The organism is Bradyrhizobium sp. NBAIM14, from assembly GCF_020193895.1.
Taxonomy (GTDB): Bacteria; Pseudomonadota; Alphaproteobacteria; order Rhizobiales; family Xanthobacteraceae; genus Bradyrhizobium; species Bradyrhizobium yuanmingense.
Genome location: NZ_JADYVQ010000001.1, coordinates 798,594 through 822,047, shown reverse-complemented (window position 1 = coordinate 822,047; position 23,454 = coordinate 798,594). Strand labels below are relative to the sequence as shown.

The following is a 23,454-nucleotide window of genomic DNA, read 5'->3' as shown; positions in this document are numbered from 1 at the left end:
CATGTGCCCCAAGGTATTCGATCGATCCCATGAAGATTCGCATAGCCGTATTCCCCGTCGCCGGCCTCGGCACCCGCGTTCTGCCTGCCACCAAGGCGATGCCGAAGGAAATGCTGACCATCGTCGACAAGCCGCTGATCCAATACGTCTATGACGAGGCGAAGGAAGCCGGCATCGAGCACTTCGTCTTCGTCACCGGCCGCAACAAGGCTGTCATCGAGGATCATTTCGACCGGATGTTCGAGCTCGACACGACGCTGGCCGCGCGCGGCAAGAAAGCCGAGCAGGATATCCTGGCGCAGAACCAGCCCGAAGCCGGCGCGGTCAGCTTCACCCGCCAGCAGGCGCCGCTCGGCCTCGGCCACGCGGTCTGGTGCGCGCGCGACATCGTCGGCAACGAGCCGTTCGCCGTCGTGCTGCCGGACGAGCTCGTGCTCAACACGCCCGGCTGCCTGAAGCAGATGATCGAAATGGCGTCCTCGCTCGGCGAGAAATCCAATCTGATCGCGGTCGAGGCGGTGCCCGATCACCTGACCCATCAATACGGCATCTGCGGCGTCGGCAAGCGCAACGGCAAGATGTTCGAGGTCGACGGCATGGTCGAGAAGCCGGCCAAGGGCACCGCGCCCTCCAACCTTTCGATCACCGGCCGCTACATCCTGCAGCCGGAGATCTTCAAGATCCTGGAGACCCAGGAGCGCGGCGCCGGCGGCGAGATCCAGCTCACCGACGCCATGATCGGGCTTGCCAAGACGCAGAAATTCTACGGCGTCGAGTTCGAGGGCGAGCGCCATGATTGCGGCTCCAAGCCCGGCTTCCTGCGCGCCAACATCGCCTATGGCTTGAAGCGGCCAGAATTGCGCGACGGCCTGGTCGCGGAGATGAAAAAGTATCTGGGGCAGTAGCTCCCGCCGTCATCGCGAGCCAACGGATCCGCGCGAAGCGCGGCCCAGAAGTGAGCCTCACGCCACCAGCGACAGCTGCGGCAGGCTCGCCACCACCGACTGGTTGCGCCCGCCGGCTTTGGCGGCGTAGAGCGCCTTGTCGGCGGCGGCAACCAGTAGCGGCCAGTCCATGCCGGCGGCGGGGACGAGGCTCGCGATGCCGCAGGACACCGTCGACATCGCCTGATCGTCGGACCAGCCCTGCACCTTGAGGCGGATCATCTCCGCCACCTTGTGGGCCTCAGTGGCCGAGGTGTTCGGCAGCAGCACGGCGAATTCCTCGCCGCCGTAGCGCGCCGCGCAATCGCCGGCGCGGCTCACCGAGTCGGAAATGCAGATGGCGATGCCGACCAGCACCTGGTCGCCGGCCTGATGGCCGAACGTGTCGTTGTAAGCCTTGAAGTGATCGGTATCGATCATGAGCAGCGCGATCGGCGCCTTCTGGCGCATGGCGCGCCGCCATTCGACGTCGATGACGGAATCGAATTTGCGGCGGTTTTTCAAGCCCGTGAGCGCGTCGGTCGTCGCCAACTCCTCGAGCTTGCGCTCGGCCTCGGCGCGCCGGCCGATCTCGCGCGCGAGCACGAGGGTCGATCCCAGCACGAACAGGATGAGCGCCAGCACCACGGTGCCGATGCGGAGCGCCTCCCTTTGCCAGAGCGCGAACACCGCGGCCAAAGGCTTGCCGGCGACCACGAACAGCGGACCATTGTTCTTGCTGCGGACATAGAGCCGCGGCGTCGCATCGACCGGGCCCTGTCCCGAATAGGCGGCGCCGACCCTGAGATTGTCGGCCTTCCAGTTCTGACGGTCGTTCAGGTTCGTGCCGATGATGTCGAGATCGAACGGTCGCCGCATGATGATGGTGCGGTCGCGCTTGAGCACGGTGATGGTGTCCTCAGGGTCGAGGGTGAGCCGATCGAACAGCTCGTGGAAATAGCTGAAGCGGATCGAGCCGGCGACGACGCCCATGAAGCCGCCGTCAGCGTCACTGATGCGCCGGCTCAGCACGATCGAGTAGGCGCCGCGAAACAGCATGGGACGGCTGATGAACAGGCCTGCGCCGGGATTATCCCGGTGGACCTTGAAGTAGTCCTCCTCGCTGCGGTCCTCGGGCAGGGGATCGAGCGTGGAGGCATCGATGGTCAGCCGGCCCTCGGCATCGAACACCTGGATGGCGCCGAAATGCTTGGCGGTGGTCGCGTGGTCGAACAGGATCAGGTGACGGATCGTCTTGGAGACCGTCGCGAGCTCGGGCAGCAGCATGTTGCTGGCCACCGCCTTCAGCGACAAATCGTAGATCTCGACGTTGCGGCTGACGTCGGACTCGATCGTGGTCGCGAGGTTCTCCAGCGTCTGGCGGGCGAGTGCCTCCTCGCCGCGGCGCATGTCGAGCATGACGTTGACGCAAATGGCGGAAAAACCGATCACCGTCACCACGGACGAGATGATCAGCAGCTTCGCCGAAATCCGCCACGGCCGGCGGGCCGCAACGTCGCGCCATCCAGAGAACATTTTTTGCTCCTGTCCATAGTGGATGCGCCCGAAAGCTTGCGTAGTGTTTAAGCCGCGACGGCGCTGCCGCAATGAGTTAAGAATCGGTTTATGCGGCTGACGGTTTTGAGCAGCCTGACTTCGCCCCGGACGAGAGGACGAGTGTGAACGACTACGACGCGTTGCGCGATTATCTGCTGCGGCAGAAGCAGGAGGAGCTCGTGCTGAGCTTTGAGCAGATCGAGGAGATCATCGGCGCGGCGCTGCCGCGCGCGGCCCAGCGTGCCTCATGGTGGGACAGCCTTCGCAGCCCCGACATCCAGATGCCGCAACGCGAAGCCTGCCTCGCCGCCGGCTTCGTGGCAACGCGCATGCCGGATGGTCAGAGCGTCCGGTTCAGGAAGCAGAAGGGTGAGCGGCGGCGATGATGTCGATGAGGCGCGCTCTTCCCTCTCCCCTTATGGGGTCTCGCGCGAATGAAAGAAGGCCCTCGACTCCTCCGATCTTGTAGAGCCCGATCTACGCGATGATATGGAATCAAGGCGATTGCCATCGGCCATGCGGCGGGTAGCGCGTGATGGCACGGAGACATTTGTCACCTTAGGTCGTCGTTTTGGAGCGGGATCACGCTGATGGAGACCTACGAACTGGGCTCTGATGGTCTTGGGATGAATACGGGAAGAATCCGCTGGTCGTTTACATCACAGCAACGCTGTCTTCATTTCCCTTGTCTCAGATTTAGAACGGCTATGAGCCGCGCCAGGGAAGCAATAGTCTCCCAGTCTCGCATAGCTCGGAAAACCTGAACGGCCAGATCGCGTCTATCGCTCTGGAGGTTAAAGGTAGTAACCTGCGATGCAAGAGTCCGAATCCTAGTAATCAGTTCGCGGTAGAGCTCTCGCGTATTAAATTGACTTGGCACGAACTGGAACGGGTACTGATCATCATAGTAACTTGGTAATGCGGCCGCCTCTATCTCGGCCGGAGTAAGTAGATCAACCGTTGATGTCTCGAAAGACTCAAGATTACTTGAGTAAGTGTCCGCTGCATTTCGCAATGCCTTTACACAACGACCTTTAACGTCTTCCTCGTCTTCATGGATTGTGGCTTGATCGAACTTCCATGCTTCAATCTTAGAGAACAGCTTCCAAAGCTCTGCGCCCCCAGTTAGCGCGTCGGTGCCAGCTTGCTGAAGTTGCGATTGGACGGACGGCCACTTTACTCCGGCGTTTGCAAAAAACGTCATGCCACTCCCCTCAGACTATCAACGTATTGCCCAAATTCTCGGCTGTGTAGGTTTCTGAGTTCGTCAAATCGTTGGCGAAACGAAGGGTCTCGCATAGATTCCTTAACGTCATTGTCTAGCAATTTTATCGCAGATGCAGGTAAAGAAAGAACCTGCCTAAGTTCGAAACAACTTGCGTAGTATGCAATGACAATGGCCATGAAGAATTTCGTCTTGGTCTCACCCTCTGGAACGAGATCGTCCATGAATTTCAACTGCAATCCGCGTCCTTGAATCAACATATTATGGTAGAGCTGCGATTGAGCATTTTGTGTTGCCAACTCGATGTTGGCACGAGTGGCGTTTAGGCTTTGAAGTCCCAACATGAGTGTCCGCCAGGAAAAATAGAAGCCGGCTATAACCGCTAACAATTGAATTATGCTGATGATGTTGGTTGTGGTTATCGCCTCAAATTTGAACATCCGAGTTTCTCCCAAATACCAAATATTGCAATCTATCTATTTTTAGTTGTTAATGGTCGGGCAGACAAGTACGCTTGGTGAGCAGCCGACAATGCGGGCAAGGTGATCAACCTGCCGAACGTGATGCAAATGGCGGGGACGCGCGAGGACCGGCGAATCTTGTATGGCGCCTTGCGGGCTGGTTGTATTTCTAGGGGCGGGGGGACAGGAAAGCGGAATTGCTATTTCTGAGCACTGGCGGCGCCGGAAATTTAGCGCCCGCAGTTGACGCTTTTTTCTGACGGCAATCGGCACCTCTACTAATACGAGTCAATGGGCAGGACGAAGGTGGAGCGTGAGGCGAACAGAGGCAACCCTGGCAAGCGGCCATTGAAGCCCGAGCAGACCATCGATGTGCCCGAACCGCCTGACTTCATAATCGGCTCTGCCGCCGGTGAATGATATCTTTCGTGATGGACGGCTTCTTGTGATCTAATTGTGCTGAGCCACAGGGACCACTCCGCGTCCAATTCTTCATCCATCTCAGTCGGATGGGGGCGGCGCAGTCCGGGCTGCGGCCGTTCCACAGAGGGGCCCACGCCTTCCATCGGTAAAGCGTGGGCTGCCTCGATTTGCCGTAGCACCATCGAAGGGCGCGCTCATCTGTCTATCGATGGCATCGGCGCCGGCCCTAGCCGGCGCAGATCGGTGGCAACAAGAAGCCGTTCCGGACTGGTCGTGGCGGCTAACTCCTTTGCATGTCACGCTGCAGCTGTGCGAGCTGTACGCGGCGCTGCGATTTTAACGCCGGCGCATTGTGAAAACGCCGAGAAGAAATTTTCTCTCTGAAGCCCCTGACTGTCGCCGCCGTACTTGCCTACCAAAATGGAACCGACCACGTTCCCGCCTGAGAGCATTTAGAATAGACTACGATGAGTTGAGCGTGTCTAACATCACTTGTAAATTGAATGGAGCAGCAAAACGGTTGGGAGTGCGGATGATCGAGGATGCAGCCCCGACTCATGCAATTACGTTGATCCACGGCACCTTCGCGGCCGATGCCGAATGGGTTCGTCCCACGTCTAGTATGCGGATAGCATTGTCTGCTCTGTATGGCGACCGTTGTCTTGTCGCGCCCTTTCATTGGAATGGCGCCAATAATAGCTTCGAGCGCATCTTGGCTGCTAGAGATCTCATTGCGCACCTTAGAGCCGTCGAGGCGACGCATCCAAACATTCGTCATGTTCTCATAGCGCACAGCCACGGCGGAAACCTCGCTCTCCAAGCCGCTAGCCACGGCAGCCTGAGTCGGCCAATAGATGGTATCTGTTGCTTGGCTACGCCGTTCTTTCACTCTCGATTGCGCCATGGCGCCGATTTGTCTGGGAAGTTTATCTGCTCGGTAATACTGGCGCTGCTCATGGTTCCTTATTTCATCGTCAATATGATCATCGGCATCTCGCTTTTCTGGAGTTTTGTTTATCTGGTGATCGTAGTTATCGTGAGCAACGGAGTTGCTGCCTTCCTATCGGGCGGCGTAGATTCCCTGCGGCCATTGGCGGAGAACATTGTTCACTGGACGCATGCGCGGTCGCCAACAACTAATCTTAAGATACTGCGTGCTCCAGGCGACGAGGCATCGCTTGTCCTCAGTTTCGGTCAGCTAACCGCATGGGTGTCGCGCCACTCGACCGAAAAACTTGCGAGGGCCGAACAAAAGAACCCATTCTACCTGCGTGTGAGAGGGCAGAAGCTGCCATCCTTCGTCAGAAATGCAGCGGTTGTACTGAGCATTCTGACGGCCATCGCGGTTGTTCTGATCTTCGCAGCACCGACGACGGTAGTCGCGTTGCTTCCGTGGTTGGGCGGCGCTATTGCTGCATTCTTATTTTTGGTACTGCTAATCAAGACGACTTGGTTTGATCGCCTTCTCTTCGGCTTAGCGACGGCCGCGCTGATCGTCTCGCTGTTGCTAAACCGTTTTCTGCTAGGAACTTCAATTCCGAAGCACGTTCGAGAGGGTTCAGGCATCCGATTTCCGATATTTGTTGTCAGTGCGGGGCTATTGGCGCTGATGATCGAGATCAATACCGAAAGCGCCCCTGAAGGCGAATGGAATGTCGAGATGTTGTCCCCGTTGCCCGGTTCATCTTTCGGCGAGTTGTCGCACAGCATCTACAATCATCCCGTTGCGATAGATCGCGTTGTCGAGTGGGTAGCAGTACTAATGAACAACGGCGACGTAAGCCCCCGTTGATCAACATCGCGCGCTTGGCGTCGCGGTTCTCATCGATGCGCGGGATTGGAGGTCCTGTAAGGCGATCAGCGCTTTGGTCCGCGCGCCATCCTAGCAGCCGTAGCGCTGCATACAGCTTGACAGAAGCCTACCGGATCACAGGCTTGCCGCTGTAGGAAGCCTGCGGCGCTGGTCTTGATACTGGTTGGGTACCAAAGCCGATTCGTATTGATCTCATTGGCATTCTAGGCAGTGCCCTTCTCCCACAAGGGGAGAGGGCAGAAAAGACTCTAGCTCGCAGCTTCCAGCCGCACTTCCGTGAGCAGCCGCATCGCCGCGTCCGCGTCCATCGGCTCGCCGAAGGCAAAACCTTGCGCGTATTCGCAGCCCATCTGGTAGAGCTCGACGGCGTCCGAATCGGTCTCGGCGCCTTCGGCGACGACGTCCATGCCGAGGTCATGCGCGAGCGCGATGATCGACTTCAGGATCACGGGGCGGGTGCCGCGGCTGGTGGTGCGTACGAACGATTGGTCGATCTTGATAGTGTCGAACGGGAAGCGCTGCAGATAGGCCAGCGAGGAGTGGCCTGTGCCGAAATCGTCGAGCGACAGCCCGGTGCCGAGCTCGCGGATCCGGGTCAACATCTGGGCTGCGTGCTCCGGATTCTCCATCACCAGCGATTCCGTCAGCTCGAGCTTGAGCGTGCCGCGCGCCACCGAGGAGCGCGACAGCACGGTACGGACATCGTGAATCAAATCGTGGCGCAGCAGCTGCCGCGAGGAGACGTTGACGGAAGCGAAGATCGGCTCGCGCGAGCGCATCGCCCGCTGCCACACCGAAAGCTGCTTGGCGGTCTGGTCGAGCACGAACATGCCGAGGTCGACGATCAACCCGGTCTCCTCGGCGATGGTGATGAACTCGGAGGGCGCCATGCGTCCGAGCTTCGGGTGGTCCCAGCGCGCCAGGGCCTCGAAACCGGCGATGGAGCGATCCTCCAGCCGCACGATCGGCTGGTACAGGATCGTGATCTCTTGGCGCTCGATGGCACGGCGCAACTCGCTCTCCAGCGTCAGGCGGTCGGTCTTGCGCGCCCGCATCGCCGGCTTGTAGACGTCGATGCGGTCGCCGCCGATCCGCTTGGAGTGATACATCGCCAGCTCGGCGTCCTTGATGATCTCGTCCGTGAGCTGGGTTTGCGGATCGGACAGCGCGAGGCCGATCGACGCGGTGAGGAAGATCTCGCGGTCGTTGAAGGCGATCGGCGCGCGGATGGTCTTGCGGATGGTCTCGGCGAAAGCGGTGATGCGGGCCGGGTCCTGCTCCGACAGCAGGATCAGGCCGAATTGGTCGCCGGCCATCCGCGCCAGCGTGTCCTGCGGCTTCAGGATGCGGGTGAGGCGGCGCGCCAGCGTGAGCAGGATGGAATCGCCGACCGCGATCCCGACGGAATCGTTGACCTGCTTGAAGCGGTCGAGGTCGATCACCATCAGCGTCGGCCGCAGCGTCGGCATGGTCTTGGCGAAATGCGCGACCGCGCCCAGCCGGTCCATGAACAGTTTTCGGTTGGGCAGGCCGGTGAGATTGTCATGCACGGAATCGTGCAGCAGGCGCTCCTCGGCGTTGCGCAGCTCGGTGACGTCAGTGAGCGTGCCGACCACGCGCGAGACCTCGCCGTCCGAGCCGACCACCGGGCGCGCCTTGAGCGCGAACCACATGAAGTGGCCGTCCGGCGTGCGCAGACGGAAATCCTGCACCAGGCGGCCGCGGCGCTGGTCGAGCACGCTGTCGAGCGCGGCGCGGAAACGGTCCTGGTCGAGCGGATGCAGTACTTCTAACCAGGAGGCGGCCGGGCCTTCCAGCGTCCCGCGCTTCAGCCCGAGCAGGGCTTCGGTCTCGGGACTGGTGAACACCTTGTCGGCGGAGACGTCCCAGTCCCAGATCAGGTCGCCGGAGCCGGCCAGCGCCAAGGCGCGCCGCTCGATGTCGGAGACGACGCCCGTGCTGGCGCCGCCGCCGGCAAAGGCGTGCTGCATCACCGTAAAGCCGATCAGCATCACGATCAGCACGAGGCCGCCGAGCAGGGCCGGGCCGACGATGTCGTTGGTGACCGAGCCCGCCACCGTCATGCCGGCCGCGACCACCCAGACCACGAGGAGGAACCAGGTCGGGATCAAGAGCACGGCGCGGTCGAAGCCGTGGGTGGAGAGATAGACGATCAGCGCGAAGCCGGCGAAGGCGATCAGCACCAGCGAGATGCGGGCGATGCCGGAGGCCACCGCCGGGTCGAACAGCGCGAGCGCCACCAGCGAGCCGAGGAACGCGAGCCAGCCGACCGTGATGTGCGAATAGCGCACGTGCCAGCGGCTGAGATTGAGATAGGCGAACAGGAACACCAGGAGTGTCGCCGCCAGGATCGCTTCGCCCGCCGCGCGCCAGATGCGCTCGGCGTTGTTCGACATGTCGAGCACCTTGCCCCAGAAGCCGAAGTCGACGCCGATATAGACCAGCACCGCCCAGGCCAGCGCCGCCGCGGCCGGGAACATGATGCTGCCCTTCACCACGAACAGGATGGTCAGCACCAAGGCAAGCAAGCCGGAGATGCCGATCACGATGCCCTGGTACAGCGTGAAGGAGTTGACCTTGTCCTTGTAGGCTTCCGGCTCCCACAGATAGAGCTGCGGCAGCTTGTCGGTGCGCAGCTCCGCAACGAAGGTGACGACGGCGCCGGGGTCGAGCGTGATGCGGAACACGTCCGCGGTGGCGCTTTCCTGCCGTTCCGGGCGGTCGCCGATCGAGGGCGTGATGGTCGCGATGCGCGACAGGCCGAGGTCGGGCCAGAGCAATCCCGAGGAGACGATGCGGTAATGCGGAGCGACGATCAGGCGGTCGAGCTGGTCGTCGGTGTTGTTGGCGAGCGCGAACACCACCCAGTTCTGTCCGCCCTCGCGGGCGCGCACCTCGATGCGGCGGACGATGCCGTCGGTGCCGGGTGCGGTGGAGACCTGGATACGATCGGCATCGCTGCGCTGATGCTCGAGCACGCCGGTGAGGTCGATCGCGGGCGCGTCGCTACGGACGCTGACGGCGTCGAGCGCGCGCGCAGGATACGCGGCGACAAGAATCATGAGGCCCAGCGCGATGGGCGCGAGGCACCTGATCAGACGCAAGGTCAGTTCTCCGCGTTCGACGCAAACTCGTCAGTGCAAGGCAAATCTAGAAGGCGATTTCTGACCGGACCGATGCGGTTCGGTGCGTCGCGATAGATGCCACGAAAGCGAGGAAAATCAAAGGGTTTCCGGCTTGCCCTGTCGGCCAGCGGCCTAGGCCTCCAACACAATTTTGCCAATATGTGCGCTCGTTTCCATGCGCCGGTGGGCGTCTGCCGCCTTTTCCAGCGGGAAAGTGCTGTCCATCACCGGCTTGACGCGGCCTTCGCGCAAAAGCGGCATCACTTTCTGCTCGATCGCGGCCACCATCGCTGCCTTGTCCGCATTACTACGGGGACGCAAGGTCGAGCCGGTATGGGTCAGGCGCTTGACCATCACCTTGGCGATGTTGACGCTGATCTTGGGGCCGTTGAGGGTCGCGATCTGGACGATGCGGCCGTCGACCGCGGCGGCATCATAGTTGCGGTCGACATAGTCGCCGGCGACCATGTCGAGGATCAGGTTGATGCCAACGTTGTTGGTCTCCGCCTTCACCACGGCGACGAAGTCTTCGGTCTTGTAGTTGATGGCGCGGTCGGCCCCCAGTTTGAGGCAGGCGTCGATCTTGTCCTGCGATCCCACGGTGACGAACACTTTCGCACCGAAGGCTTTGGCAAGCTGAATGGCCATAGTGCCGATGCCGGACGAGCCGCCATGGATCAGCAGCGTCTCGCCGGCCTTGAGGCCGCCGCGTTCGAACACATTGTGCCAGACCGTCATCAGGGTTTCCGGCAGCGCGCCGGCTTCCTTCATCGACAGCGCCGGCGGCACTTTCATCGCCTGGGCGTCCTGGGCGATGCAGTACTGCGCATAGCCGCCGCCGGCGACCAGCGACATCACCTTGTCGCCGACCTTGTGCCGCTTGGCGTTGCTGCCGACCGCGACGACTTCGCCTGATATCTCGAGGCCGGGCAGGTCGCTGGCGCCGGGCGGCGGCGGATAGGCGCCGGAGCGCTGCGCCACGTCGGGCCGGTTGACGCCGGCAGCTTCGACCTTGACCAGGATCTCGTCGGGGCCGGGCTGCGGAACACTGCGTTGCTCCGGCACCAGCACCTCCGGCCCGCCGGGCTTGGAGATGGCGACCACGGTCATTTGCGCGGGCAGCTTGTCCATGATGTGTCCTTGAGCAAAAGTGCGGGAGGAAACGAGGCCCTTGCTTAGCCAGCGCGGTGCAGGCTGGCAACCGCCTTAGGCCGTGTGGTCCGGTCCGCGGACGAGAGGAGCAACGACGATGCCGCTAGAAGAGGACGATCGCCCGCGCAAAAAGATCAGCCATGAAATTGGGCAGGACCTCTCACTTTTGTCAGTGGAGGAACTGACCGAGCGCGTGGCGCTGCTCAAGACCGAGATCGCAAGACTGGAAGAAGCCACCGCCAAGAAACGCGCCTCGCGCGATGCGGCGAACAGTATTTTCAAGTCGTAGTGGTCGCCGCACAACGACTGTCGTCCCGGACGCGTGGGCCGAACTTTCCCCGCCTCGTCATTCCGGGGCGGCGCGTCAGCGCCGAGCCCGGAATCCATAATCCAGGCTCTTGCAAAAGGGCGCGCCAAGAGAGCCGGGCCGTTCCATCCGCTCGTGGTTATGGATTCTCAGATGCGCAATTGCGCATCGTAGCTCGCGACTTCGTCGCGCCGCGGAATGACGACGGAGAGTCTGTTCCCGCAGCACACTCGGCCACTGGCTCACATGACTAATGAACTCTGAAAAAATTAGCTCGTTTACTTCAGATTAAGCTTTCGGGTTTATGACTGGAACTGTCCTCGTTTGGACACCGAGTGGCTCCTGTCCACTCTGTTTGACGCCTCCCTGTTATCAACTTTCAAAGCCGCCGGTCTCCGGCGGCTCTTTTTTGCGTTCACTGCCCGGTTTGCACCTCTCATCCCGGTTGCATTCGAAAGGATTGACCCGCAGAAACCATATCCGCGCTTGTCACTGGACTCCGCGTCCCGCCCGCGCAATGATTTGTTCATCATAAGCCGGCGGCAAAGCCGGGCAGTCAAACAGTTGCGTAAGAGGCGTTAACCATGGAACGTTTGCAGGCCGACGGCGCGCTCGTTCAGCTCAGTGAGCGATTCACCAATTCTGCGGCGTTCGGCAATTTGTTCCGTGAGGGCATGGACCTCGTCGAGGAGACCGCCGCCTATCTCGACGGCGCCGGCCGCGTTGAGGCCAAGGCGCTCGACCGCGCCGTCAGCCTCACCTATGCGACCGAGAGCATGCGCCTCACGACGCGCCTGATGCAGCTCGCCTCCTGGCTGCTGCTGCACCGCGCGGTCAAGGAAGGCGAGATGACGCTAAGCCAGGCCAATCGCGAGAAGACCAAGGTCAAGCTTACCGCCGCCGATCCCGGTCCCGCCGACACCATCGAGAAGCTGCCCGCGCAGCTTCAGGACCTGATCCATCGCTCGATGAGCCTGCAGACCCGCGTCCGCCGCCTCGACAGCACGATCCACACCCCGCCGGCCGAGCAGGCCACGATCGGCAACCCGCTGGTGCCGCACCTCAACGCGCTGAAGGCCGCGTTCGAGCGGTAGGGTCTATCAACAATCGTAATTCCGGGACGCGCCTCTTGGCGCGGGCCCGGAATCCATACTCCCGATCGAGGTTATGGATTCTCAGATGCGCAATTGCGCATCGTAGCTCGCGACTTCGTCGCGCCCCGGAATGACGGCTAGAAACAAAAAACGCCCCCGGTCTCCCGGGGGCGTTTTCATCTCCAGCCTTGCGGGCGGCTCAATCCTTCTTGAGGAAGCCCGAAAACTTCTTCTGGAAGCGCGAGACGCGGCCGCCGCGGTCCATGATCTGGGCGGAGCCGCCGGTCCAGGCCGGGTGCGACTTCGGATCGATGTCGAGGTTCAGCGTGTCGCCTTCCTTGCCCCAGGTCGAGCGGGTCAGGTACTCGGTTCCGTCGGTCATGACGACCTTAATCGTATGATAATTCGGATGAATTTCGGCTTTCATGGCAATTCCTCGGCGCTCCGGCGCCTTCTTGGGTGGCTCGCGAATGACGGATTTGGGCGGCTCTATACCTCACGAAACCCCGCAAAACAAGCCATGCCGGCGCGCTGGACCGGGTTTGCCCCTAAGGGACTTCCCGGATTTGCCACTACTCATGCACCGGCCTATTGGGAGCAGATCAATGCAACGGGTCGGATCTCATGAGCGCAGTGGAACGGCTGGATGACCACGATGTCGAACGGCCCGCAATGAACGCCGCAGACACTCCCTCGATCGAGGCCGAGCTGATCGAAGCGCCGGCCAAGGGCCGCGCCAAGCTGCGGCCGCTGCTCGCGCTCGCGCCGTATGTGATCCGCTATCGCGGCCGGGCGGCGCTGGCCTTCGTTGCGCTGACGATCGCAGCGTTGACCACGCTGCTGGTGCCGGTCGCGGTGCGCCGGATGATCGATTTCGGCCTGACGCCCGAGGGCATCGAGCTGATCAACAGCTACTTCTCGGTCATGCTCGCGGTCGTCGCCGTGCTCGCGATCGCCAGCGCCGCGCGCTACTACCTCGTGATGACGATCGGCGAACGCATCGTCGCCGATCTCCGGCGCGACGTCTTCGCCCATCTATTGTCGCTCTCGCCCGCCTTCTTCGATTCCGCGCGCAGCGGCGAATTGATCTCGCGCCTCACCGCCGACACCACGCAGCTGAAATCGGCCGTCGGCGCCTCCGTCTCGATCGCGCTGCGCAACCTGATGATGTTCCTGGGCGCGACGGCGATGATGGTGATCACCAGCCCGAAGCTCTCGGGCTTTGTGCTGCTGGCCATCCCTTTGATCGTGCTGCCGCTGGTGGCGTTCGGGCGCTGGGTGCGGCGCCTGTCGCGCAATGCGCAGGACACGCTCGCCGACGCCTCCGCCTATGCGGGCGAATTGGTCGGCGCGATCCGCACCGTGCAGGCCTACACCAGCGAGCAATTTGCCGAGAAGCGTTTCGGCGGCGAGGTCGAGCAGGCCTATGAAGCCGCGCGCACCTCGACCCAGGCCCGCGCCGTGCTGACGGCGATCATCATCTTCATCGTGTTCGCAAGCGTGGTCGCCATCCTCTGGATCGGCTCGCATGACGTGCTCTCCGGCGCGATCACGCCGGGCCGGCTCGGCCAGTTCGTTCTCTATGCCGTGTTTGCCGCGGCGGGCCTCGGCCAGCTCAGCGAGGTCTGGGGCGAGGTCTCGGCGGCATCGGGCGCGGCCGAGCGCCTGTTCGAGATCCTCCACGTCGAGCCCGAGATCACCGCGCCTGCGGCCCCGCTTGTGCTGCCGGTGCCGGCGCGCGGCGAAGTCGGCTTCGATCGGGTCAGCTTCGCCTATCCGGTGCGGTCCGACGTCAAGGTGCTCGACGCGGTGTCGTTCACCGTGCGTCCCGGCGAGAAGGTCGCGATCGTCGGTCCCTCCGGCGCCGGCAAGAGCACCATCTTTCATCTGCTGCTGCGCTTCTACGATCCGCGCAGCGGGACGATCTCGCTCGACGGCGTGCCGGTCAGGTCCGCCGACCCCGGCGATTTCCGCGCGCGCATCGCTCTGGTGCCGCAGGAATCCGTGGTGTTCGCCGCGAGCGCCCGCGAGAACATCCGCTTCGGCCGGCCCGATGCGACCGATGCCGAGGTCGAGCGCGCCGCCGAGCTCGCCCATGCCGCCGAATTCATCCGCCGCCTGCCCGAAGGTTTCGAGACTGCGCTCGGCGAGCGCGGCGTGACGCTCTCCGGCGGCCAGCGCCAGCGCATTGCGATCGCACGCGCCATCCTGCGCGACGCGCCGCTGTTGCTGCTGGACGAAGCCACCTCCGCGCTCGACGCCGAAAGCGAGACGCTGGTGCAGACCGCGCTGGAAGAGCTGATGCGCCACCGCACCACGCTCGTCATCGCCCACCGCCTCGCCACCGTGCTCTCCTGCGACCGCATCCTGGTGATGGACCAGGGCCGGATCGTCGAGCAGGGCACGCATGCCGAGCTCGTCGCGGCGAACGGGCTCTATGCGCGGCTGGCGCGGCTGCAGTTCGAGGGCGCGTAGACGCCTCACACGGCGGAAAGTACCGGGGACCTCACGCCTTCCACACCATCTTCAACACCGGCCGCCCCGAGGTCGGGTTCACGTCGTCGCCCGCATGGGCGAAGCCGCTACGCTCGTAGAAGCGGATCGCGCGGGCATTGTCCTTGTTGACGAGCAGCGTGACGCCCGAGGGCGACAGGCGCTTGGCCTCGTCCACCAGCAGCCTTGCCGCGTCGGAGCCCCAATGCGCGGGATCGACGACGAGCTGGTCGAGATAGCCTTCGCCGTCGATGGTGACGAAACCGACCAGCGCGCCGTCCTGCTCCGCCACCACGATCTGGGCCTTCGGCACCAGATCCCTCAGCCAGCGCTCGCGCCACCATTCGAGCCGTGCCGCGAAGTCGATCTGCGGATAGGCCTGCTGCCAGGTGCGATGCCAGAGATCGATCGCGACGGCTTCGTCTTCGGGTCGGTAAAGGCGGAGGTGGAGCGCGCTCATTTTACGAAGGTCGTCATGCCCGGCTTGTCGCGGGCATCCACGCCTTTCTGTCGCGGCGGGCCAAAGATCGTGGATGGCCGGGACAAGCCCGGCCATGACGTTGAGGTCGTGCGTCCCTCACCACTACCGCTCCGTCAGCTTCAGCTCGATGCGGCGATTGCGCTTGTAGGCCTCCTCGGTGTTGCCGGTATCGAGCGGCTGGAATTCGCCGAAGCCGGCCGCGACGAGGCGCTGGGCGGGCACGCCGAGCGAGACCAGATATTGCACCACTGAGATCGAGCGCGCCGCGGACAGGTCCCAGTTCGACCTGAAGTTCGCGCCGCTCACCGGCCGCACGTCGGTATGGCCGTCGACGCGCAGCACCCAGGGGATGTCGCTCGGGATCTTCTTGTCGAGCTCGATCAGCGCCGCTGCCAAGGTGTCGAGCTCGGCGCGGCCCTCGGGCAGCAGCACCGCCTGTCCCGTGTCGAAGAACACTTCGGACTGGAACACGAAGCGGTCGCCAACGATGCGGATGTCGGGGCGGTTGCCGAGGATGGCGCGCAGCCGGCCGAAGAATTCCGAGCGGTAGCGCGACAGTTCCTGCACGCGCTGCGCCAGTGCCACGTTCAGGCGGGAGCCGAGGTCGGCGATGCGGTTCTGCGATTCCTTGTCGCGCTTCTCGGAGGCATCGAGCGCCTCCTCCAGGGCCGCCAATTGCCGGCGCAGCGCGCTGATCTGCTGGTTCAGCACCTCGATCTGCGCCAGCGCCCGCGCCGAGACCGCCTTTTCGGAGTCCAGCGCCTTGCCGAGCTCGGCGGTCTTGCCTTGCGCGTCGTTGCCGGCGGCAGCCAAGCCGTCATAGAGGCCCTTGATGCGGTCGCGCTCGGACTCGGCCGAGGCGAGCCCGGCTTTCAGCGACGAGACCTGGTCGTCGAGGGTGAGCTTGCCGAGCTTCTCCAGCGACAACAGCTCGTTGAGCTGGGCGATCTTGGCGTTGAGCTGCTCCAGCGCCTTGTCCTTGCCGGTGACCTCCTGCGACAGGAAGAACTGCACCACGAGGAATACCGACAGCAGGAACACGATCGACAGCACCAGCGTCGACAGCGCGTCGACGAAGCCGGGCCAGTAGTTGAGACCGCCTTCGCTGCGGCGGGCGCGGGCAAGGGCCATGTCATCCGTCTCCACTCTTGTGTCCCGGACGCGGTGCAGCGTGCAACGCTGCTGCGCAGAGCCGGGACCCATCTTGTCCCTGACGCTGGGCCCCGGCTCAGCGATGCATCATTTCATGCTGCGTCGCGTCCGGGGCACAACACCGTCTCAACTCTTCTCGGGCTGGCGCGCGATCCGCTCCAGCAGGCGGCGGATCTCGCGGTTCTGCTCGCCCTGGCCGTCGGCCCATTCGCGGATCATCTGCTGCTCGGTGCGCATGTGCGAGACCAGCGCCTGGATGGCTTCGGCAAGGCTCGCCATCGCCGCGGTGGTGCCGCGGCCGCCGCTGCCTTCCTCGAGCACGGACCGCAGCCGTTCGACCGCGGCCTGAAGCTCGCCGCTGGCGACGCCGCCGCCGGTCGCGACAGGCGCCTCGCCGTTGCCATACTCGCGCACGGTGGTGGCGAGCCAGTCTTCGAGATCGGTGTAGAAGCGGTTCTGCGCCTGGCTCGATTGCAGATCGAGGAAGCCGAGGATCAGCGAGCCGGCAAGGCCGAACAGCGAGCTGGAGAAGGAGATGCCCATGCCGCCGAGCGGGGCGGCGAGACCTTCCTTCAGCGTGTCGAACAGCGCCCCGGAATCGCTCCCGACCTTGAGCCCGTCGATCACCTTGCCCACCGAGCCCACCGTCTCGATCAGGCCCCAGAAGGTGCCGAGCAGGCCGAGGAAGACCAAGAGGCCGGTCATGTAGCGGGAGATGTCGCGGGCCTCGTCCAGGCGGGTCGCGATCGAATCGAGCAGGTGCCGCATCGTGGTCTGGGTGATGGTCATCCGCCCCGAGCGCTCCCCGCCAAGGATCGCAGCCATCGGCGCCAGCAGCTTGGGGTGGCGGGCCGGCGCCAGGCCGGGATCGGCGACGCGGAAATTGTTGACCCAGGAGACTTCGGGATAGAGCCGGATGACCTGGCGGAAGGCCAGGATGATGCCGATGAACAGCACCCCTCCGATCAGGGCGTTGAGCCCGGGATTGGCGAAGAAGGCCTGGACGATCTGCTTGTAGAGCACCACGCTCACCAGCGTGCACAGCACCAGGAAGACCAGCATCCGCACCAGGAAGACGCTGGGCGAGGACAGTTTGGTGTACTCGATGTCCATGGTGGATCGGGAAGTGCCAGACCTCATGCCGGTATCATCCGTTACGTAAAGCTTGCTTGCGGCGCGCACTATGGCACAGCGCCGGCCCAAAAAAAGCGCCGGATGCGCCGATTTCGGGGACAGCTCGGGGAACCCGGACCGGAAGCGGTGCTTTGATAAGCAGGTCTCTGCAGAAGTTCGCCATTCGGGGGGCGCATGAGCGTCGTTTCCGCGATCATCGGGACTGCCGAGCGTGTGCCGCTGCCGGACGTGGTGATCCGCGCCGCGATCCAGCGCCTGTGCTCCCGCATGGCGACGCGCCTGTCCGGGCTGGGCCTCGGCGACGATGCCGCCTTCGCCGGGCGGATGATGCTGCGGCCGATCGCCGAGGGCGCGGCAGCGGGGCATGACGAGGTGCCCGCGGCCTTCTTCGCCGACTTGCTCGGCCCCAAACGCAAATTCTCCTCCTGCTTCTACAAGACCGACGCGACCACCTTGCGGGAGGCGGAGGAGGAGGCGCTGCGCCAGACCGTCGAGCATGCCGGCCTGGCCGACGGCCAGGCCATTCTGGAGCTTGGCTGTGGCTGGGGCTCGCTGTCGCTGTGGATGGCACGGCAATTTCCGCACGCGACGGTGACGGCGGTCGCGGCCTCGCAGGCGCAGCGCGCCTCCGTCGAGGAGGAGGCGCGGCGGCGCGGGCTGCTGAATCTGCGCGTGGTCACGGCCGACATGAACGTGTTCGCGCCCGATGGCCAGTTCGACCGCATCGTCTCGGTCGAGATGTTCGAGCGGATGAGCAACTGGCGCAAGCTGATGACGCGCGTGCGGTCATGGCTCGCGCCGGAGGGACGGTTCTTCATGCACGTCGTCACCCACCGGTCCGGCTCGCATCTGCCTGACCCGGCCGATCGCGACGACTGGATCGCGCAATACGTCTACACAGGCGGGCTGATGCCGAGCCATCACCTCGTCAGGCAGTTCGACGATATCTTTGCCATCGAGAAGGAATGGTGCTGGAGCGGCACGCACTACCAGCGCACCGCCAACGACTGGCTGGCCAATTTCGATGCCCATCGCGAGGCCATCGAAGCCTCCTTGCACGGGGTCCACGGCGAGGAGACCGCTCTCTGGATGCGTCGCTGGCGCTGGTTCCTGCTCGCGACCTCGGGCCTGTTCGGTTACGCCGACGGAACAGAATGGGGCGTCAGCCATTACCGGATGAAGGCCGCCGAGTAATTGCGGTGTTCCGCCGCAGCACGCGCCGGTGGAACTTAGATTCACAATCAAGTTACACCGCAAAAGCCTTCTGATTTCAACGGGATAAGCTGTGTGACAATGAGCCGCCCGCGCCATGCGTTGCATCGCAGCAGATGCATTCTATTTTGGCGGCATCAGCCGCGTGCAAAAGGTCCAGAACGGGCTTCGCGCGAGCATGATCAGTTTCAACAATCGGGGCATCCCACTTCATGTTTGGAATTCGAGCGCGATCGGCATGCGTTGCAATGATGCTCGCGGCCCTTGCGCCGCTGCTGGGTGCTTGCGAGGAATCCAGTTCCGCGGTGTCCGCCGCCCAGCCGCCTGCCCCTGACGTCAGCATCGTTATCGTCAAGCCGCAGCCGCGCGCCGTGGTGCGCGAGCTGCCGGGCCGCATCGCCCCGACCCGGGTCTCCGAAGTCCGGCCGCGCGTGTCCGGCATCGTGGTAGAGCGCCTGTTCCGCCAGGGCAGCGAGGTCAGGGCCGGCGATCCGCTCTACCGCATCGATCCGCGCCCGTTCGAGGTCGAGGTCATGGCCAACGAGGCCGCGCTGGCGAAGGCCGAAGCGGCATTGGCGCAGGCCAAGCAGCAGGCGCATCGTATCGCCACCCTGACCAGGGATCGCGCCGCGCCCGAAGCCGAGAACGAGAAGGCGATTGCGGCCGAACGCCAGGCCCATGCCGAGGTCGAGGGCCGCAAGGCCGAGCTCGCGCGGGCCAGGCTCAATCTCGACTACGCCACCGTGCGTGCGCCGATCGACGGCGTGGTCGGCGCGGCCCTCGTCAGCGAGGGCGCGCTCGCCGTGCAGAACGAGACCAATCTCGCCACCATCCAGCAGCTCGATCCGATCTATGCCGACTTTACCCAGTCGGTGACCGAGCTCAACCAGCTCCGCCGCGCCTTCGAGACCGGCGACCTCGATCGCATCGCCGCCGATGCCGCCAAGGTGCGCCTCGTGCTCGACGACAACACCATCTATTCGCTCGACGGCAAGCTGCTGTTCTCCGACGCCAAGGTCGACGCCCACACCGGGCAGGTGACGTTGCGCGGCGAGTTCCCCAATCCCAAGCGCGAGCTGCTCCCGGGCATGTATGTCCGGGTCCGCATCGACCAGGGTCTCGATTCCGATGCGATCGCGGTGCCGCAGCAGGCGATCCAGCGCAATGGCGGCGGCGGCAGCGAGGTGTTCGTCGTCAAGGACGACAATCACATCGCGGTGCAGCCGGTGCGCACCGGCTCGGTGCAGGACGGCCTCTGGTTCATCACCGAAGGCCTGAAGTCCGGCGACAAGGTCGTGGTCGAAGGCTTCCAGAAATTCGCGGCCGGCGACAAGGTCAAGCCGCAATCCTGGTCGGAGGCGGAAGCGACCGCAGACAACCGGCACGCTCAGCAGCTCACGCGGTAACGCTCCGCGCAGCAAGTGTCGTCCTTAACCTGAGGAGCCCGCTGCAAGCGGGCGTCTCGAAGGATGGCCGCGGGAGAGAGCCGGGCCTTCATGGTTCTCGCGGCGATGCGCGGCATCGTCCGGAGCGCGCGTTCCGCGCTCCTCACCATGAGGGTCTAACCGAACAACGAGGATAAAACGGCCAATGCCGAGTTTCTTCATCGACAGGCCGATCTTCGCCTGGGTGGTCGCGCTGTTCATCTGCTTGATCGGCGCGATCGCGGTGCCGCTGCTGCCGATCGCGCAATATCCGATCATCGCGCCGCCCTCGATCTCGGTCTCGACCAGCTATCCCGGCGCCTCGCCGGAAAACCTCTACAATAGCGTCACGCGGCTGATCGAGGAGGAGCTCAACGGCGCCGCCAACATCCTCAATTTCGAATCGACCAGCGACTCGCTCGGCCAGGTCGAGATCATCGCCAATTTCCAGCCGGGCACCGACACCAGTGCCGCCTCGGTCGAGGTCCAGAACCGCATCAAGCGCGTCGAGGCGCGCCTGCCGCGCGCGGTGATGCAGCAGGGCATCCTGATCGAGGAAGCCTCGAGCGCAGTGCTGCAGATCATCACGCTGAACTCGACTGACGGCAGCCTGGATGAAGTCGGCCTCGGCGACTTCATGATCCGCAACGTGCTCGGCGAGATCCGCCGCATTCCCGGCGTCGGCCGCGCCACACTGTACTCGACCGAGCGCTCGCTTCGTGTCTGGGTCGATCCGGCCAAGCTGGTCGGCTATGGCCTGACCGCCGACGACGTCAACAAGGCCATCACCGCGCAGAACGCGCAGGTCGCTTCCGGCAGCATCGGCGCCGAGCCGTCGACCTCGAACCAGCGCACCTCGGCACTGGTGCTGGTCAAAGGCCAGCTCTCCTCGCCCGACGAGTTCGGCGCCATCATCCTGCGCGCCAATGCCGACGGCTCGACCGTGCGCCTGCGCGACGTCGCGCGCATCGAGGTCGGCGGCCTCAGCTACCAGTTCAACACGCGCCTCGACGGCAAGCCGACGGCGGGCCTGTCGGTCCTGATGTCGCCGACCGGCAATGCGCTGGCGACCGCCAGCGCGGTCGAAGCGAAGATGAAGGAGCTGTCGCGCTTCTTCCCGGCCAACATCACCTACGAGATCCCCTACAACATCACGCCTGTGGTCGAGGCCTCGATCGAGAAGGTGCTGACGACGCTGGTCGAAGCCGTGGTGCTGGTGTTCGTGGTGATGTTCTTGTTCCTGCAGAACATCCGCTACACCATCATTCCGACCATCGTGGTCCCGGTGGCGCTGCTGGGCGCCTGCTCCACGCTGCTGCTCGCCGGCTATTCCATCAACATGCTCTCGATGTTCGGCATGGTGCTGGCGGTCGGCATCCTCGTCGACGACGCCATCGTCGTGGTCGAGAACGTCGAGCGCATCATGGCCGAGGAAGGCCTGCCGCCGAAGGAAGCGACGCGTAAAGCCATGTCGCAGATCACCGGCGCCATCATCGGCATCACGCTGGTGCTGATGGCGGTGTTCGTGCCGATGGCGTTCTTCCCGGGCTCGGTCGGCATCATCTACCGCCAGTTCTCCGTCACCATGGTCGCCGCGATCGGCTTCTCCGCCTTCCTGGCGCTGTCGTTGACGCCGGCGCTGTGCGCGACGCTGTTGAAGCCTGTGGCAAAGGGGCACGGTCATTCGACCAACTTCGTGTTCGGCTGGTTCAACCGCATGCTCGAAGGCGTCAAGGAACGCTATTCACGCACCGTCGGCTTTTCGCTGAATCGCACCGGCCGCCTGATGCTGGTCTATGCCGCGCTGCTGGTCGGCCTGTCCTGGGCCTTCGTCAACCTGCCCGGCGGCTTCCTCCCCGTCGACGACCAGGGCTTCATCACCACCGACGTGCAGACGCCCTCGGATTCGTCCTATGCCCGCACCGAGGCCGTGATCGAGAAGGTCGAAAAATATCTCGCCGCGCGGCCGGGCGTCGACAACGTCACCTTCCTCACCGGCTTCAGCTTCTCCGGCCAGGGCATGAACACCGCGCAGGCCTTCATCACGCTGAAGGACTGGTCGGAGCGCGGGCCGAAGGACTCCGCTGCCGCGATCGTCAACGACGTCAACCGCGACCTGGGCTCGTCGATCCGCGACGCAAAAATCTCGGCGCTGCAGCCGCCGCCGATCGACAATCTCGGCAACTCGTCCGGCTTCTCGTTTCGCCTCCAGGATCGCGGCCAGAAGGGCTATCAGCAATTGATGCGCGCCGCCGACCAGCTGATCGCGGAGGCCAATGCCAGCCCGGTGCTGCAGAAGGTCTATATCGAAGGCCTGCCCGAGGCGGGCGTGGTCAATCTCATGATCGACCGCGAGAAGGCCGGCGCGTTCGGCGTCACCTTCGAGGACATCAACAACACCATTTCGACCAATCTCGGCTCGAACTACATCAACGACTTCCCGAATCGCGGCCGCATGCAGCGCGTCGTGGTGCAGGCGGACGCGCGCGACCGCATGCGGGCCGAGGACATCCTCAATTACAACGTCAAGAACAGCCGCGGCCAGCTGGTGCCGTTCTCGTCCTTCACCACGATCGAATGGGCGCGCGGCCCGACGCAGATCGCCGGCTTCAACTATTATCCGGCGGTGCGCATCTCCGGCGAGGCCAGGCCCGGCTTCACCTCGGGCGACGCGATCGCCGAGATGGAGCGGCTCGCCGACCGATTGCCGCGCGGCTTCGGCTATGAATGGACCGGACAGTCGCTACAGGAGAAGCTGTCGGGCTCGCAGGCGCCGTTCCTGCTCGCGCTGTCGGTGTTCGTGGTGTTCTTGTGCCTCGCCGCGCTCTACGAGAGCTGGACCATTCCGCTCGCGGTGCTGCTCACCGTGCCGCTCGGCATCGTCGGCGCGGTCACTGCCGCCATGCTGCGCGGCCTGCCCAACGACGTCTATTTCACCGTCGGCCTGATCACGATCATCGGCCTCGCCGCAAAGGACGCGATCCTGATCATCGAGTTCGCGAAAGATCTGCGGAAAGAAGGCAAGCCGCTGGTCGAAGCCACCATCGAAGCCTGCCGCCTGCGCTTCCGCCCCATCTTGATGACCGGCCTTGCCTTCATCTGCGGCGTGCTGCCGATGGCCATCGCCCACGGCGCCGGCGGCGCCAGCCAGCAGGCGCTCGGCTCAGTGGTGATGGGCGGCATGATCGCCGTGGTGATCCTGGCGCTGTTGATGGTGCCGGTGTTCTTCGTCTCGGTGCAGCGCGTGCTGGGTGGGGACAGGGAGCCGAACGCGGCGCGGGAAGCTGAAGCGCACGGCCGACCGGCGCGGGCGCACACCGGCCACTGATGCACCCCCGTCATTCCGGGGCGTGCGAAGCACGAGCCCGGAATCCAGCGGGCCACCATTGACGAGGATCAATGGATTCCGGGCTCGCGCCAAGAGGCGCGGCCCGGAATGACAGGGGAATGTGGAGCG

Annotated in this window: 18 protein-coding genes; 9 read left to right on the top strand and 9 right to left on the bottom strand. The window is 63.8% G+C overall.

Annotation, left to right across the window (positions count from 1 at the left end; genetic code table 11):
• The first annotated feature begins 29 nt into the window (after nt 1-29).
• The gene (locus I6F28_RS03810; protein ID WP_225139299.1) at nt 30-905 is read left to right on the top strand and encodes a UTP--glucose-1-phosphate uridylyltransferase; all 876 of its coding nucleotides are present in this window, start codon (nt 30-32) and stop codon (nt 903-905) included.
• Nucleotides 906-962: 57 nt separating this feature from the next.
• Here I6F28_RS03810 and I6F28_RS03805 read toward each other — a convergent pair whose 3' ends face one another.
• Nucleotides 963-2,459: a sensor domain-containing diguanylate cyclase gene (locus I6F28_RS03805; RefSeq protein WP_225139298.1), complete on the bottom strand. Its 1,497-nt coding sequence runs from the start codon at nt 2,457-2,459 to the stop codon at nt 963-965.
• A 143-nt stretch (nt 2,460-2,602) separates the two neighbouring features.
• On the opposite strand from I6F28_RS03805, the gene I6F28_RS03800 reads away from it, so the two are divergent.
• Complete coding sequence (locus tag I6F28_RS03800; RefSeq protein ID WP_035998268.1) at nt 2,603-2,866, top strand: DUF7662 domain-containing protein; 264 nt, start codon at nt 2,603-2,605, stop codon at nt 2,864-2,866.
• A 290-nt stretch (nt 2,867-3,156) separates the two neighbouring features.
• Here the strand turns inward: I6F28_RS03800 and I6F28_RS03795 are convergent, their stop codons facing one another.
• Both I6F28_RS03795 and I6F28_RS03790 read right to left on the bottom strand, forming a co-directional pair.
• On the bottom strand, nt 3,157-3,684 hold the full coding sequence (locus I6F28_RS03795) for a hypothetical protein (RefSeq protein ID WP_225139297.1): 528 nt from the start codon (nt 3,682-3,684) through the stop codon (nt 3,157-3,159).
• Nucleotides 3,681-4,145 (bottom strand): hypothetical protein, encoded by a 465-nt coding sequence (locus I6F28_RS03790; RefSeq protein WP_225139296.1) that lies wholly within the window; start codon nt 4,143-4,145, stop codon nt 3,681-3,683. Before I6F28_RS03790 ends, I6F28_RS03795 begins: the two co-directional genes overlap by 4 nt.
• Before the next feature lie 976 nt (nt 4,146-5,121).
• Between I6F28_RS03790 and I6F28_RS03785 the strand changes: the two genes are divergently transcribed.
• The gene (locus I6F28_RS03785; RefSeq protein WP_225139295.1) at nt 5,122-6,381 is read left to right on the top strand and encodes an esterase/lipase family protein; all 1,260 of its coding nucleotides are present in this window, start codon (nt 5,122-5,124) and stop codon (nt 6,379-6,381) included.
• A 269-nt stretch (nt 6,382-6,650) separates the two neighbouring features.
• Here the strand turns inward: I6F28_RS03785 and I6F28_RS03780 are convergent, their stop codons facing one another.
• Together I6F28_RS03780 and I6F28_RS03775 are read right to left on the bottom strand one after the other, a co-directional pair.
• Entirely contained in the window at nt 6,651-9,527 is a 2,877-nt protein-coding gene (locus I6F28_RS03780; RefSeq protein WP_035998272.1) for an EAL domain-containing protein, read from the bottom strand.
• A gap of 153 nt (nt 9,528-9,680) precedes the next feature.
• Nucleotides 9,681-10,679, bottom strand: coding sequence for an NAD(P)H-quinone oxidoreductase (locus I6F28_RS03775; protein ID WP_225139294.1), 999 nt, complete (start codon nt 10,677-10,679; stop codon nt 9,681-9,683).
• Between the two features lie 118 nt (nt 10,680-10,797).
• On the opposite strand from I6F28_RS03775, the gene I6F28_RS03770 reads away from it, so the two are divergent.
• Nucleotides 10,798-10,989, top strand: coding sequence for a DUF1192 domain-containing protein (locus I6F28_RS03770; RefSeq protein ID WP_225111693.1), 192 nt, complete (start codon nt 10,798-10,800; stop codon nt 10,987-10,989).
• Between the two features lie 602 nt (nt 10,990-11,591).
• Complete coding sequence (gene rcdA, locus I6F28_RS03765) at nt 11,592-12,101, top strand: protease adaptor protein RcdA (RefSeq protein ID WP_035998279.1); 510 nt, start codon at nt 11,592-11,594, stop codon at nt 12,099-12,101.
• Nucleotides 12,102-12,300: 199 nt separating this feature from the next.
• On the opposite strand, the gene rpmE is transcribed toward rcdA, so the two are convergent.
• Complete coding sequence (gene rpmE / locus I6F28_RS03760; protein ID WP_027573780.1) at nt 12,301-12,528, bottom strand: 50S ribosomal protein L31; 228 nt, start codon at nt 12,526-12,528, stop codon at nt 12,301-12,303.
• Between the two features lie 197 nt (nt 12,529-12,725).
• On the opposite strand from rpmE, the gene I6F28_RS03755 reads away from it, so the two are divergent.
• Nucleotides 12,726-14,576 (top strand): ABC transporter ATP-binding protein/permease, encoded by a 1,851-nt coding sequence (locus tag I6F28_RS03755; RefSeq protein WP_225139293.1) that lies wholly within the window; start codon nt 12,726-12,728, stop codon nt 14,574-14,576.
• Between the two features lie 31 nt (nt 14,577-14,607).
• Here I6F28_RS03755 and I6F28_RS03750 read toward each other — a convergent pair whose 3' ends face one another.
• The 3 genes from I6F28_RS03750 to I6F28_RS03740 all read right to left on the bottom strand — a co-directional run bounded on the left by I6F28_RS03750 (nt 14,608) and on the right by I6F28_RS03740 (nt 17,367).
• On the bottom strand, nt 14,608-15,054 hold the full coding sequence (locus I6F28_RS03750) for a GNAT family N-acetyltransferase (protein ID WP_225126377.1): 447 nt from the start codon (nt 15,052-15,054) through the stop codon (nt 14,608-14,610).
• A 123-nt stretch (nt 15,055-15,177) separates the two neighbouring features.
• On the bottom strand, nt 15,178-16,206 hold the full coding sequence (locus tag I6F28_RS03745) for a peptidoglycan -binding protein (protein ID WP_036021776.1): 1,029 nt from the start codon (nt 16,204-16,206) through the stop codon (nt 15,178-15,180).
• Between the two features lie 147 nt (nt 16,207-16,353).
• Nucleotides 16,354-17,367 carry a hypothetical protein gene (locus I6F28_RS03740; protein ID WP_035998292.1) on the bottom strand — a complete coding sequence of 338 codons (1,014 nt, stop codon included), beginning with the start codon at nt 17,365-17,367 and terminating at the stop codon, nt 16,354-16,356.
• Between the two features lie 168 nt (nt 17,368-17,535).
• On the opposite strand from I6F28_RS03740, the gene I6F28_RS03735 reads away from it, so the two are divergent.
• From I6F28_RS03735 to I6F28_RS03725, 3 genes are all read left to right on the top strand, one after another.
• Nucleotides 17,536-18,555, top strand: coding sequence for an SAM-dependent methyltransferase (locus tag I6F28_RS03735; RefSeq protein ID WP_225126374.1), 1,020 nt, complete (start codon nt 17,536-17,538; stop codon nt 18,553-18,555).
• 230 nt (nt 18,556-18,785) lie between these two features.
• Nucleotides 18,786-19,979, top strand: a complete 1,194-nt coding sequence (locus I6F28_RS03730; protein WP_085968706.1) for an efflux RND transporter periplasmic adaptor subunit — start codon at nt 18,786-18,788, stop codon at nt 19,977-19,979.
• 184 nt (nt 19,980-20,163) lie between these two features.
• Nucleotides 20,164-23,325, top strand: coding sequence for a multidrug efflux RND transporter permease subunit (locus I6F28_RS03725; RefSeq protein ID WP_109142455.1), 3,162 nt, complete (start codon nt 20,164-20,166; stop codon nt 23,323-23,325).
• The last annotated feature ends 129 nt before the right edge of the window (nt 23,326-23,454 follow it).

Excerpts from the sequence above, each read along its gene's own strand:
- I6F28_RS03810 (WP_225139299.1), top strand. The coding sequence starts at position 30 with ATGAAGATTCGCATAGCCGTATTCCCCGTCGCCGGCCTCGGCACCCGC.
- I6F28_RS03805 (WP_225139298.1), bottom strand. The coding sequence starts at position 2,459 with ATGTTCTCTGGATGGCGCGACGTTGCGGCCCGCCGGCCGTGGCGGATT.
- I6F28_RS03795 (WP_225139297.1), bottom strand. The coding sequence starts at position 3,684 with ATGACGTTTTTTGCAAACGCCGGAGTAAAGTGGCCGTCCGTCCAATCG.
- I6F28_RS03790 (WP_225139296.1), bottom strand. The coding sequence starts at position 4,145 with ATGTTCAAATTTGAGGCGATAACCACAACCAACATCATCAGCATAATT.
- I6F28_RS03785 (WP_225139295.1), top strand. The coding sequence starts at position 5,122 with ATGATCGAGGATGCAGCCCCGACTCATGCAATTACGTTGATCCACGGC.
- I6F28_RS03775 (WP_225139294.1), bottom strand. The coding sequence starts at position 10,679 with ATGGACAAGCTGCCCGCGCAAATGACCGTGGTCGCCATCTCCAAGCCC.
- I6F28_RS03770 (WP_225111693.1), top strand. The coding sequence starts at position 10,798 with ATGCCGCTAGAAGAGGACGATCGCCCGCGCAAAAAGATCAGCCATGAA.
- rcdA (WP_035998279.1), top strand. The coding sequence starts at position 11,592 with ATGGAACGTTTGCAGGCCGACGGCGCGCTCGTTCAGCTCAGTGAGCGA.
- rpmE (WP_027573780.1), bottom strand. The coding sequence starts at position 12,528 with ATGAAAGCCGAAATTCATCCGAATTATCATACGATTAAGGTCGTCATG.
- I6F28_RS03755 (WP_225139293.1), top strand. The coding sequence starts at position 12,726 with ATGAGCGCAGTGGAACGGCTGGATGACCACGATGTCGAACGGCCCGCA.
- I6F28_RS03750 (WP_225126377.1), bottom strand. The coding sequence starts at position 15,054 with ATGAGCGCGCTCCACCTCCGCCTTTACCGACCCGAAGACGAAGCCGTC.
- I6F28_RS03745 (WP_036021776.1), bottom strand. The coding sequence starts at position 16,206 with ATGGCCCTTGCCCGCGCCCGCCGCAGCGAAGGCGGTCTCAACTACTGG.
- I6F28_RS03740 (WP_035998292.1), bottom strand. The coding sequence starts at position 17,367 with ATGAGGTCTGGCACTTCCCGATCCACCATGGACATCGAGTACACCAAA.
- I6F28_RS03735 (WP_225126374.1), top strand. The coding sequence starts at position 17,536 with ATGAGCGTCGTTTCCGCGATCATCGGGACTGCCGAGCGTGTGCCGCTG.
- I6F28_RS03730 (WP_085968706.1), top strand. The coding sequence starts at position 18,786 with ATGTTTGGAATTCGAGCGCGATCGGCATGCGTTGCAATGATGCTCGCG.
- I6F28_RS03725 (WP_109142455.1), top strand. The coding sequence starts at position 20,164 with ATGCCGAGTTTCTTCATCGACAGGCCGATCTTCGCCTGGGTGGTCGCG.